Raw genomic sequence first — 12,002 nt, 5'->3', positions numbered from 1 at the left:
GCAAGACTGCGGTGTTCCCAAAAATCGACAATGAACGCAAGGTACAGTCCTCTCAGTCCTCTCAGTCCTCTCAGTCCTCTCAGTCCTCTCACTCCTCGGACTCTGAAACTGTTTGATGACCGATGAACCTATCGCACCCAGTCGCGTCGACTCCGTCAGGAGGACTCGGCCCTCACCGCCACACTGGGCTTTGCAGTCGTCCTGATTGATAGTGTTCTACTCGCTGATCGCCGCACAATACCAACAGAATCAACATGGTGCAGCGTTGGAGGACGTCGAAAGTGAGACACTCACCGTAGCAGGAGCTGAATCCTAAACAAGAATCCTGGATTCTCTGTCCGCTTCATTTCAGCCGTAAGCTCAGACAGTCAACAGTGAAGGGAGCGTATGATCCGCCACGAGAAGCTGGGAACATGCAGCGATCATTTGATGGCCGGAACCGACAATCTTCCGACGATAGAGAAAAGATGGAGGGACGTCTCTCCCGGGAGGACAAGAGACGCACTACCCGGTGGGCACCAAGGTATCCCTCCATCCGGTTTTACCAAGCTCGCTTTCTAATCCTGACTGCCGCATGATTCACCGTTAGAGCCGCGGGCGTAAAGGAAAACTCAGCCCCCTGTCCCAGGACCTCCTCGAGCGAGAGGTCATCACGTTTCTCGACCTAACCTGGCACACTCGTCAGACAGCAGTGTCGCTGATCGCTTCACGAACCAGAAGCCGATACTGACTTATCAAGGTCTTGTTGAGTTCTAGATTAGGGCTTCTTTGATTTTTGCACTTCGCCATCTAGCTCGGACAGTCGTTGCTGGAGTATACGCACCTCCTCCTTAAGTGCCTCTCGTTCAGCTTCTTTCCCTGGAACCGGCGCGAGAGTAGCTCGACTCGCATCATCCGATAGGGGTCGCCCGTCGTGAGGAACCGGAGCACTGTTCATCGGAAACATTGGCTCAATGATCTGCCGGAAAACAGATGCTTTTTCTGGGCGAATCGGGCGAGAGTGAACCAAGGTGGGCGAGAGCGAAGTTCCCTCGATCAGAGCCTCGTAGTCTAGGACCAGTGAGACGAGCGGAGATGAAGCGATCACATCCGGCTGTTCATTGCGGCTCGACCTCTTCGCTGCTGCCGGGCTGAACACGATCTGATGTTGATCCAACCCGGTAGGGTTGGGGTCCAAACGACCCGACGGACCGGTCTGCTTGAAATGCTGGTGCAATGCACGGTAGTGCGTCAAGGTGAGATGCAGCAACCGCCCCTGTACATACAACATCCCGCCGGTTGTCTCCTGCCTGCCCTTCATGTCGTGCACTACACGAAATCCGACGACCTGGCTCTTGTTGGCCTTAGCGAGAGCGTTACTCATCAGCATACTCAGGAACTGTGTATCTTCGTCTGAGAAGATGCGATCCCCTGTCGTCCTGTCGGATGACGAATCCAGAACGCGGACACCCCGAAATATCGCCGTGAGAAGGTCCGGGCTTAGATCAAAGGGGTGGGCTGTTCGGAACCACACATCCTCAGCTTTCTGGAGAAATACGGTACCGTGTGGATTATCGACTAGTACTTCGTCGACTGCCTTCAATTTGGCAAAAGCACAGGCACCGGTAAGCAGAGATATCGCTCCGAGCAGCACGAAACTCTTCAGCCGGTCAAGTTTTGTAACGTATAAGACTCGATGGCGTTCAATTCTCATATGTGGATCACTCCCTCAAAGGTCGCTATGCAACACAATATGTTTCCATCAACGCGGCATAGTCATAGGTCTTCATGTAGTGCTTCATCGCAATGATAGTCGCGAAATCCCAACGACGCATGCGTGACTGGATGTTGTGACGATTATTTACCAACCAGGCGATCATCTCCGTCGCTTCAAAGGGAGCCCTGTCGATTATGGAGATTTCTATGGGTACGCGATCTCGATAAACCACGTTTTTGATCTGTTTGAGCCCTCCAACTCCTGGTTGCTTGCTACTCCCTCCCCAAACCCGACCAGAAAGCTCTTGAAAGCACGCATGGCGATCAACGACCATCACGATCTCAGCGGGGCGATCAGAATCATCATCAAGATCACTCGGCCATTGCAGACAGGAACTCGCACAGATAGCCTCAGGCTCAATCAGCTGTGGATACTCCTTTTTCGCCTGACGGTAATCCTTCATAACCATAGTGCAGGAGACTGCCGTAAGATTTGATTTCAGTCCGATATCACCGTAGCTGAATTTTCCCAATAGATTCCAGAGGTCACGAAGCAGCGCATCAACACGTTTGTCATCCCACCCATGATGACGCGAATACTCCCCCTTCAGATACATGACGTCACTCATGCGAAACGACCATGCACCATGGGCCTGAAGCACTTCCTGCCATTTGACCTCAAACACCTCCCACACACTCTCGCTGGCCACCAGGCCGGTCATGGTCAGAAATTCAGAATCTTCCTTTCTCCCATTTATGTCGTAGTATCCACGTAACATCATATAGAGAGGGACAGGGTACATTCCGAAGGTACCCGACCCCAACCTCAATGAAGCTGCTCGCAGCTTGCTGCGAGCACCTTAGATCTCAGTTTCTAAGACCTCTGAAAGCAGCAGAGAACCCCGTGGCGGATTACGGGGAACGCCCGAGATCAAAAAACATGGGACATTATCTCCCTCTCAGTCCGCAGCCTTGATACGTCTGATACGACGAGCCTCCTGAAAACCCGGCCAGAGCTGAGTTCAAGTTTCTCAACCTGATCGGTTAAAATCCCGCATTGACGAACAATCGTCCCTGCAACGAATCCTGTTCGAATTGCACGGGATTCGGTTGTCCCGCATTGAACGAGTCCGTTACCCGCCACTCTCCTTGAATGTAGACACTGGAGGTAATGTGGTACCGAATCATGGCCGTCGTCCGTGAACCGGAAGGGGCTCCCTGTTGCATCAAATGATCCCATCGAGCACCAAAGGACCAGGTTTTGTTGGCGATGACGAGGCCCTCCACCAACACATTCTGAAGATCGCGGTGATCGAGCGCCGCCGACCGAAAATACCCCGCCGTAACGATCAACGGTCCCCACTTCGCTTCACCAGCCACTCCCCACTTATTCAGGGCTCTCCTTCCATCAGGGATGACGACCGAGGGATTGTTGACGACATCCCGCTTATAGATGGCCCCGATCTGATAGTTGTCAAAAATCGTTGCCGCATACGTGGCATAGACCCCTGGATTTTCGAGCCGGTTTACCCCCGTGATCTGCTGCGGCTGAAATACCCCCACCAGATACCGATGGGTGACGTTTTCCCCGACCCATTGCCCGTTGAGCTCCACCGCGGTGTTGTAAATCTCCAACGCTTCATCGGCGACCGGAACACCCGGCGGGGTGACGGTCTGAGCGCGAGCCCCGAGGACCCCGAGCGCACTTTGGGCAAAGTACCGCTGTCGCATCACGCGTTGCGAGTGCGACAGAAACGGCAGCGCGATATCGAATTGGCCGAATCGAAGATTCAATAAGCCCTGGCCGGTGGGACCGAGCAGGTCATTGATCTGTCCATATGCTTGATTGACCGCGAGCGTACGATTCGCATAGCCGATATCAATGTACGGAGAAAACACCCCCGTCGTACCCACTGGCGCCCCAGCCATGAGTTCAATGGTGGCCACTCCCAGCTTGGAGGTCGGCTTACTGTTGTCCGCATTGTTGTATTCGGCTTCCACGATAATACGCGTGGAGACCGGGACGTGCTTCATATCTTGGATGTCGGTCCACTCCTTGTCTTCCGGAAATCGGAATCCGTTCATCCGAAAACTTTGGCCTGTTTGATTAAGCTTAGGGAGTGCTTGATGACAGGTCGAACAGGACTTTTCTGTCTGCCGGCTGAACGCGGGGATGGCCTCGGCCTCTTTGGGGACCAAGACTGTTGATACCACCGATCCCACAACCCCGAGCATAACTGCACATGAGAACCATCTCTTTGGCATTCTGTTTCCTTTCTTGTTCCAGATCTCGCGTGATCAGCGCATGAATGTGCGAATGTAGTGGACGAGCGCCCACATCTGCTCTTCCGAGAGCTTTTTCTTGTATGCCCCCATCTCAGTTGCCTCTGGGTCACTTCCATTGGCGATGATCCAAAACAGCTGGCCGTCAGGAATTTTTTCCATCACGGACCTGTTCGTATAATTCCGTGGTTTCACGTCCAAACCCTTCGTGGCAGAGCCTTTGCCATCCCCCCTGTCACCGTGACACTTGCTACATTTGCTTTCGTACACACTCGGCGCCTCTTTCACGACTTCGGCATTGGGCGGGACCGGGTTCGCCATTTTTTGGAATTCCTCGGGGGCGATCGGCGTCTTGAATTCTCCTGCAAGCACCCCGATGGGCCACGCCACGATCGCTGCACCCAGTACCGCAAGACCTCGCTTGGTGATCTTCATGTTCTCCTCCTTTTCCAATTTCATGTCCGAGGCTGCCATCCCCTTCAACAAGCATGACCTCGGCACATGCTTGAGAACGCTTTGTCAGCCCTACCTGCCTACGCATCCCACTTCCTACAACCGTTCTCCAGAACACCTGCATTTCCCACCAAGGCACGACTCTTTCGGGACAAAGAAGTCCCTGCACGGGATACGATCATTAAAAACATGACCGCCCCACGCCCTGGCCCAACCTCGCGTTTTGCCCTTACGCTCGTCCTGAGTGGTCTATGGAAGGTCGCTACGTAAACACATCCGCCATGGTGCACAACCACAGCCGGTCGACGCTAAAGAACTGTTCACAAAGCTTGTGTTGCATGCAGTGCATCTGGAGCAACAGTCATGCCTTGCAGGCGCCTGCAGTGAATTGTTTTGCAAATACACGCGTATGACTTCCTACTTTTCAAAGAGTTAGGAAGGTGAAGACGCTCCGAAGGACGAATCCATGGAGTATATGGATGGTATTTTTGAGCCTTATTGTCGTAGGGCGAGAACTACAACCACACAATTGCTTCGAGTGAATATGGTCGCGAGCATTATGCGATACAGCGACGACACGCGCTGCATAGTTGGGATATTTTCCCCACGCTATTCATCAGTTGCTAACGATTTCCAAGAACACAAAAGTAAGTTGCAAAGCCCGATTGATGAATGTTTTGCAATGAGGCGCCAGGATGTGGTGTATGCCTACACGAATACAGTTGCCTCAATTAATCAGCTTTTAATGAACTGGGATAATTATCCCACACTGAATCATTCTCACAACGTAGGGGTTCACGTACGTATGAATATGCGTACGCAGCGTACAGTCATCAGTCGTACGCGAGAGATCTTGAGCACTCATCTTGAGCGTGGCCATTGTTTCACCACCACCCTCGCGTGTTTGTTACAGAGATCGGATTGAACGAAGAATCTCCCCTTCCCGCATGGGTCATCAAATACACGCTTTTACAGACAAAAGGCATCTCACTGAGAAGAAGACGTGCACAGCCTCACGATCAAGAAGGGACTGTCATCGCTAAACACTCATGCTCGGCCGATTGGTACCAGCACATGAGTTCTTTGAGCCGGAGAGGGTGACTGCCGTCAGTAAAGCGCCACTCACACTCCTTCAAAGCCAAAGATAGTTTGCTTGCTGCTGCCCAGGCACGTGGCCCTTGCGAATCTCCCTAGAGGCAAGTTCGTCCGCCTCACCCCCCACACGATAGGGCATAGCTTAGCGAGCTGTGACAATGAACTGGCAGAGCCGGAAAATGTTCGCTCAGGCTAACCCGCATTATTCATGGCAATTCGTCGTGAAATTACCAAGGCGCGTTGTGAGACCGGCGCACGGAGCCCGGAGGGTCTAAGGCGTCCTCGTGTAGGACGTCGAGGATACGAGGAACGAGCCGCCGATCGCAGGTGTGTCAGAGCAGCGGGTTGACGATTGCGGCAAAAGTGTTCACGAATAATGCGGGCTACTATTGCATAGTTCTTCATCGCGGTTGAACTGCATGGATTCCGCTGTGCATTCGTCTACTTGAATTCGGATGATATGTTTTGCCCGATGAAGTGTTTCAGCGCAGATTAGGGGGGGGCGTCACTCCATAGTGACTGAACTCATTGAGATCGTTCAAGGAGGGAAAGATGGAGGGACGTCTCTCCCGGGAGGACAAGAGACGCACTACCCGGTGGGCACCAAGGTATCCCTCCATCCGACGGCTGACTATCGACACATTACCCAATTGCGTCGGAACCAGTTTGTCAGATATGTACCGATCAATTCTTCAGGACATCGGCTGCGAACATATTTGCCCGGCGCCTGTCCGCTTCGAGCCAGATCAGCACACCATCAAGCAAGGCTGCTGCTTGCATAGCAGCCCCCATCCAAACCATTTAAAACAAGAGGATCTCTCCACACAGTCCCCGGAATCGCGTTAGACTGTCTTCGTCAACTGCGGTCGCGCATCTGATAGCCGATCGGACATGGCAGGCTTCATCCTTAATGCGTCGCTCAGATAGATTGGAAGGTGAGTACTGATGATTTGTTTCGGCAGATATCGAACCGACGGAAAGCGGTGCAGAATACACAAGAGCACAGATTCCTCTATTCCATCGGACATCAGAATAATCGGGAGAGTCGGCTGGCCGGCAGATACCATCTGGATAACCTCCTGCCCGTTCATGCTCGGCATCGAAAAAGCAGTGATGATCAGGTCGAATGTGAACGATCTCCAGTATTGACGTGCCTCTGTCCCATCGGCAGCTTCCACAACTCGGTGATGGTCCAACTCCAACCGAAGGCGAATGTTTGCACGGAGGTCGTCATGGTCTTCAACCAGTAGGATCGTAGCCATCGTCGTCATCTTTCATAAGGCCTGCTTATTGTCCGTACCAATCACCTTGGCAAAATAACAGCGCAGTCCGGGATCTTTCTCATGATGTAACAGTGAAAGCCTTCTGTGCCCGGCGCACCGCTGCACACTCACCCCAGTACGTGAACATGAGGCCCGCTGTCGACTGACTCCCTTAGGGGTTCTGTTCGCGCAGCGGCGAGTTCAACGGTGGGACCTCCCTCTCGGAGAGCCTCCGGCGCAGCGCACGCATATCTTCCTTCAGCGCATCGAGTTCGATAGCTTGTTTTTCCACCAATTCTTTGAGCACCCGGGTCTCCTCACTCGGTGAGGTTCGAGTTGCTTGCGCAGCTGGGATTCCGTGATCGGGAGGCAGAGGAGCATCTCCAGAAAGCGGCTGAGCTGGCGCAACCTCAGACGGCAGATTCAACACGGTGGCGAGCATGGTGTAGTCAATGACAAGGGTGGCGAGGGGAGGGGGATCGATCACGTCCGGTTGTTGGTTGTGACTGGATCGCTGAGCTGTTTCTGGAACAAAACGCAGCTGGCGAGGTGCCAGCCCTTGCGGATTACGAGCCTGACGATCCAGCGTGGTTCCGGCGTCTGTTCTGATATTGGGGGCTCGGTAGTAGGTCAGCCACAAATGCAAGAGTCGTCCACGGGTAAACAGCAGCCCACCGGTCATGGCTCCACCGGGATCGGTGCTCTGCGCCACTCTGAAGGCCACGAGCTGATTCTTTGTGGCTTTGGAGAGGGCCGTACTCATCAACGGGCTAAGAAAGGCTATCTCTTCGTCAGAAAAAACCCGCAGCGCCGTCGTCTGGTCATCGGGTGCTGGTTGAACCTGGACGCCACGCAACATGTGGGTCAGCAGGAGAGGACTCACCGAGACGGGATGGGCGGTCGTGAACCATGAATCGTCCACGTGTTGGAGCAACACAGCACCTCGAGGACCATCCGAAAAGATGGTGTCTTCGACCGTACCAGACGTAGCACAGGCACTGATGAACAGGCACAACCCGCTCAGCAGAAATGGAATGCCGACCCTTTTTCTATTCATTCGAGAAGTTTCTGCACCACCGATTCAGTATGGTGCGGTACAAGACGGTCACTCGATTTCATACGTGTAGGGAAGTCTTACCCATACTTTACCCATCACGAAGCGGACTCTGTCAAACGGCACCTTTAATACAGCGCAACGAGAAAGCCACGGGCACCAAATGAATCTTGTGCCGAGGTGCCCGCCACACTGCCCCCGTCATGGACGCGCCATTCTCCCTGTATATACACACTGGGGGCAATATAGTACCGACCCATGAAGGTTGTACGACTACTCGATTGGGCCAATTCCTGATCGATATGGTCGAAACGTCCCCCTAGCACAAGTTTCTTGTTAGGGATGAACGGTATATCGTGTGGAATGAACAGGATCTCGGCCATGTAATTTTGCAGTGTCCTATTGTGAGTGGTGCTCGTTAACGTGCCATTTCCGGTGTCCGGAAGACCGTCCGATCGAAAATATCCGGCAGTGGCAATGAATGGACCCAGCTTGACTTCCCCTGCGATACCCCATTTATCGACCCCTTTCTTGCCAGACGCGACGAACGGATCGAGCGCGGAATTTACCACGTCTCGCTTATAGATGGCGCCCAGGGTAAATCGCTCCAAAAATTGAATGGAATAGGTGGCATAGAGGCCAGGAAAGCCGAGATGGTTGATACCGCCGAGCGATTTCGGTTGGAACATACCGACGGCATATCGGTGGGTGATCCCACCGGCTTCTTTTGAGACTACTTGCCCGTTGAGCTCAACTCCCGTGTTGTAGTATTCAGTCGCCTCGCCCTCTGTGCTCCCTCCATCCCCACGGGCACCGAGCACACCTAGCGCCTCCTGCGCGAAATACCGCTGTTTAATCACTCGTTGGGTGGACGAGAGAAACGGCAAGGCAATGTCGAACTGGCCGAGTTTGACATTGAGTAGGCCATGGGCTTTTTGACCGATGAGATCATTGACTTGCCCATAGGCCTGCCCCACTGCCACATTGCCTTCGGAAAAATTCAGTACCCCGTAGCCAGAAAATCGGCCCTCTTTCCCAAGCGGGGCCCCCGCTAAGAGGGCAAGTTCATCGATCTTCAACAAGGTCTCCTGGCCACCCGCTCCCACGCCACGATCCTTATTGAATTCTGCTTCGACCTCAATCTCGCCAGAGATTGGGACATGTTTCATATCTTGGATGTCGTGCCACTCTTTGTCTTCAGGAAAGCGAAAACCATTGGTGCGAAAGTTTTGTCCTGTTTGGTTCAGTTTAGGAAACGCGGCATGGCACGTCGAGCAGGATTCTCCGGTTTGCCGACTAAACGCCGGAATCGCTTTCGCCTCTTGCGGCGCGAGCAGCGTCACAAGCCCCGAGGCCAAACTGCCGAACATGACGGCCAACATCAACACACGCAAACGCATAATTCCTCCATCTAGATTGAGGCCCGCTACTGTGCAAAGGCCCGAATGTAGTGCACGAGACTCCACATCTGCTCTTCCGAGAGCTTCTTCTTGTATCCCTTCATTTCCGTGGTGTCCGGATCGCTTCCGTTTGCGATGACCCAAAGGAGTTGCCCGTCCGGGATGGTCCGCATCAGACTCTTATCGGTATAATCCCTTGGTTTAACGTCCAAATCTTTGGTGGCGGATCCTTTTCCATTCCCACCGGATCCGTGGCACTTGCTGCACCGGCTGTCATAAATCGTCGCGGCCTCCTTCAGCATCTCAGCTGTCGGTGTCACTGGATTGGCCATCTTCAGAAACTCTTCAGGGGCCGTCGGTGTCTTTCGGTCTGTGGTGTCGCCGATCAGAGGCCAGACAACGATGCCGGCGATCAGAAGTGTGCGCCATAGGTTCGTGATCTTCATATGTGTCCCTTCCTCAATCCGCACAACTAGTTCAGGCATACACCCCCTGTTCGTAGCCTGCGGCTTTTTACGACATGTGCAGACCACGACGTCCATCAGGCAACACAGAATCCGCGTCGCATCAGAGCAACACCGAACAACGATTAACCGTGGAGCAAATGTGGTGCCGCGCCGCACGCATACCCAACATAAGTACTCATCCCACACATGGAACGATGCCGGTTGTGGCCTATTAACGTGAGAAACAGAGTTGAATGGATGAGGAGGATCAATGAGTCGATGGACAACCTATTTCCGTTCACAGCAGGGTCATTGCAGGAAGATGACTACATCGACATCAACACTCGTCGTGAGAGCGATGCCAATCCACGCCGCCGCAATGACCGTTTTCATATTTGGGAAATATATCCCAATTTAAGAATGTTAGGCAAGGCATGTCCTGATAGTCGGATGGATGGGATGCCCGAAAGAGGCGCCTGATTTCGCAATGTAGGGGAATACCTACAGACATACAGCCGTTCCTGCCATAATGATCCAGGTGCCACGCCAATGTGCTGCTTGACTCGATCGATGACTTGGGATACTTTTCCCACAAGCAAGATCTGCAGCCAACGGCTGCGTTCACCGCGTTCCGGCCGATCACAATCCTGATTGCGAGGACGCAGTTGAGCTCATGCCGTTATTCCGTTACGCCGAAATCAGAATATCGTACACCGATGTGGGGCGTCCTCACGCATAGACGGAGTGATGAGCAGGACCGTATCAAGTCTGACCGCTGCAGGTCCCTGTCAAGAGATCGGTTCAGATCTGAGTCCGGCGACAGACGCCGGTAAGGTGCAGAACGGACGGCAAGGACGGGAGTGAAGAGCAATCATGCAGAAATACAAAGGTGAAACCTGCTCGCGCACAGAAGTTTTCTGATTCTGTTGCTGATCCCTTACCGAAAAACGAATAGGTGCAATGATGCGTTGCAATCGAGCGCTGTCTGACCCTTCGAATCGACGAACACAACCTTGGATCACGGCACGGTGTGATCGGCAGGAGGAACTGCGGATCCTGTTGTCTGAGGTCTCGCCTCTTGCTCAAACTCCACTTTCGTTGCGTTGACGGTACCATCGACCACCGATCCATACACCTCCACATGCGCTCCAACGACAATATCGTTGACGGTCCCTCCCGTAAAGACGGTCACGGAGCTCGTCAGCACCTGGACCGTGCCGATGACAAATCGACTCGGATCGAGCACTTGCGTCACGAGGCCTTTCAGATCGGCATCCTCAATTTCCACCTTTGTCGCCTTCACAATCCCACCGACTAGAGTGCCGTGCACCTCGAGATGTCCTCCAACGAGAATGTCGCTGCGGGTACCCCCTTCGAAAATCGTTCCGGCATTCGTCACCACCTGCACGTTTCCGAGAAAGAAGTTGTCTGGACTCAGCATCCGAGTTACAAATCCCTCTATCACAGCCTCTTCGCTGTCTATGGAGCCCAATCCTTCCAACCGCACACGCATCGCAGTAAGACGAAGGCCGGAAGATTGTCCACCCGCTGCTACCATCTGTGTTCCTATGACATCAACCAACAGACCATCCCACACGCTGTTTGATTGCCCAGGCAAATCATTCAATACCGCCCCCTTGTAATCGACCGTCAGCGAACCGATCTCGAACGTACGTTGATCAGGCTTGTGGCGTGTGATGAATCCCTTGACCTGATAATCCGGAACGGCGGGCCCCGCATGGAATGTTTTCAATCTGATCAAGGTTCCTCTGATGCTTCCCTCTCCAATAACGAACCCGCTGATTTCCACGAGATCCCGACCAGGCACCAGATTCAGAACGGTGCCTCCCGGGATACTGGCATCGATGCTGGTGGTTGGCGTGACGGTGACGATCTGACCCAAGACCACGAGGTGGGAGCCATCCGCAGCCACGGATTGGACGAATCCTTCGAGCGTATCCTCATACAGCAACGTATTCGCCGCACGCAGCGGTAAATCCTTCGTACCGGATCGCTCAGTCAACGTGGCGTCCACGCGTACGATCATCCCTTTTTGAAGGTCGCTCTGACTTCCCGGCTTCCCGTCGATCAGCATCGAGGTATGCGTCGTATCATACTCAGCGCCTGAGACAAAAATGCTGCCGAACCCGGTGATGGGGCCTGAAGCAATGGAAGCAATCTGTCCCGTTCCACCGATCCCGCCGCCGGCTTGAGGACCAGGGCTACACGACGCCAGCAACGCAAACAAGGCGATGATGGAAAGAAGATGCTGATCCTTGCGAGGGTTCATAGTGAGGGATTGCCCCAGGTGGAA

The 12,002-nt window shown here is 53.5% G+C and carries 11 protein-coding genes; 2 read left to right on the top strand and 9 right to left on the bottom strand.

Annotation, left to right across the window (positions count from 1 at the left end):
• Positions 1–757: 757 nt before the first annotated feature.
• From ACYX34_RS18095 to ACYX34_RS18080, 4 genes are all read right to left on the bottom strand, one after another.
• A complete protein-coding gene (locus ACYX34_RS18095) occupies positions 758–1,693 on the bottom strand; it encodes a hypothetical protein (protein ID WP_462077977.1) in 936 nt (311 codons plus the stop codon).
• 25 nt (positions 1,694–1,718) lie between these two features.
• The gene (locus ACYX34_RS18090; protein ID WP_462077976.1) at positions 1,719–2,477 is read right to left on the bottom strand and encodes a hypothetical protein; all 759 of its coding nucleotides are present in this window, start codon (positions 2,475–2,477) and stop codon (positions 1,719–1,721) included.
• 262 nt (positions 2,478–2,739) lie between these two features.
• Positions 2,740–3,960, bottom strand: a complete 1,221-nt coding sequence (locus tag ACYX34_RS18085) for a hypothetical protein (RefSeq protein WP_462077975.1) — start codon at positions 3,958–3,960, stop codon at positions 2,740–2,742.
• Positions 3,961–3,993: 33 nt separating this feature from the next.
• Positions 3,994–4,413: a c-type cytochrome gene (locus ACYX34_RS18080; protein WP_462077974.1), complete on the bottom strand. Its 420-nt coding sequence runs from the start codon at positions 4,411–4,413 to the stop codon at positions 3,994–3,996.
• A gap of 1,628 nt (positions 4,414–6,041) precedes the next feature.
• On the opposite strand from ACYX34_RS18080, the gene ACYX34_RS18075 reads away from it, so the two are divergent.
• On the top strand, positions 6,042–6,308 hold the full coding sequence (locus ACYX34_RS18075; RefSeq protein ID WP_462077973.1) for a hypothetical protein: 267 nt from the start codon (positions 6,042–6,044) through the stop codon (positions 6,306–6,308).
• Between the two features lie 60 nt (positions 6,309–6,368).
• Here the strand turns inward: ACYX34_RS18075 and ACYX34_RS18070 are convergent, their stop codons facing one another.
• The 4 genes from ACYX34_RS18070 to ACYX34_RS18055 form a co-directional block, all read right to left on the bottom strand.
• A complete protein-coding gene (locus ACYX34_RS18070; RefSeq protein ID WP_462077972.1) occupies positions 6,369–6,788 on the bottom strand; it encodes a response regulator in 420 nt (139 codons plus the stop codon).
• Positions 6,789–6,960: 172 nt separating this feature from the next.
• Entirely contained in the window at positions 6,961–7,845 is an 885-nt protein-coding gene (locus tag ACYX34_RS18065; protein ID WP_462077971.1) for a hypothetical protein, read from the bottom strand.
• Positions 7,846–7,970: 125 nt separating this feature from the next.
• Positions 7,971–9,242: a hypothetical protein gene (locus ACYX34_RS18060; RefSeq protein WP_462077970.1), complete on the bottom strand. Its 1,272-nt coding sequence runs from the start codon at positions 9,240–9,242 to the stop codon at positions 7,971–7,973.
• Between the two features lie 26 nt (positions 9,243–9,268).
• Positions 9,269–9,727 carry a c-type cytochrome gene (locus ACYX34_RS18055; protein WP_462077969.1) on the bottom strand — a complete coding sequence of 153 codons (459 nt, stop codon included), beginning with the start codon at positions 9,725–9,727 and terminating at the stop codon, positions 9,269–9,271.
• A gap of 240 nt (positions 9,728–9,967) precedes the next feature.
• Between ACYX34_RS18055 and ACYX34_RS18050 the strand changes: the two genes are divergently transcribed.
• Positions 9,968–10,168, top strand: coding sequence for a hypothetical protein (locus tag ACYX34_RS18050; protein WP_462077968.1), 201 nt, complete (start codon positions 9,968–9,970; stop codon positions 10,166–10,168).
• A gap of 538 nt (positions 10,169–10,706) precedes the next feature.
• Here ACYX34_RS18050 and ACYX34_RS18045 read toward each other — a convergent pair.
• Positions 10,707–11,978, bottom strand: coding sequence for a DUF5666 domain-containing protein (locus ACYX34_RS18045; RefSeq protein ID WP_462077967.1), 1,272 nt, complete (start codon positions 11,976–11,978; stop codon positions 10,707–10,709).
• Positions 11,979–12,002 lie beyond the last annotated feature (24 nt).

Source organism: Nitrospira sp. CMX1, assembly GCF_054902215.1.
The sequence above is the reverse complement of the archived record's forward strand: the minus strand, read 5'-3'. Positions and strand labels throughout refer to the sequence as shown.

Coding starts and splice junctions, on each gene's coding strand:
- ACYX34_RS18070 (WP_462077972.1), bottom strand. CDS start 6,788: ATGGCTACGATCCTACTGGTTGAAGACCATGACGACCTCCGTGCAAAC.
- ACYX34_RS18060 (WP_462077970.1), bottom strand. CDS start 9,242: ATGCGTTTGCGTGTGTTGATGTTGGCCGTCATGTTCGGCAGTTTGGCC.
- ACYX34_RS18090 (WP_462077976.1), bottom strand. CDS start 2,477: ATGATGTTACGTGGATACTACGACATAAATGGGAGAAAGGAAGATTCT.
- ACYX34_RS18045 (WP_462077967.1), bottom strand. CDS start 11,978: ATGAACCCTCGCAAGGATCAGCATCTTCTTTCCATCATCGCCTTGTTT.
- ACYX34_RS18050 (WP_462077968.1), top strand. CDS start 9,968: ATGGACAACCTATTTCCGTTCACAGCAGGGTCATTGCAGGAAGATGAC.
- ACYX34_RS18080 (WP_462077974.1), bottom strand. CDS start 4,413: ATGAAGATCACCAAGCGAGGTCTTGCGGTACTGGGTGCAGCGATCGTG.
- ACYX34_RS18085 (WP_462077975.1), bottom strand. CDS start 3,960: ATGCCAAAGAGATGGTTCTCATGTGCAGTTATGCTCGGGGTTGTGGGA.
- ACYX34_RS18065 (WP_462077971.1), bottom strand. CDS start 7,845: ATGAATAGAAAAAGGGTCGGCATTCCATTTCTGCTGAGCGGGTTGTGC.
- ACYX34_RS18095 (WP_462077977.1), bottom strand. CDS start 1,693: ATGAGAATTGAACGCCATCGAGTCTTATACGTTACAAAACTTGACCGG.
- ACYX34_RS18055 (WP_462077969.1), bottom strand. CDS start 9,727: ATGCCTGAACTAGTTGTGCGGATTGAGGAAGGGACACATATGAAGATC.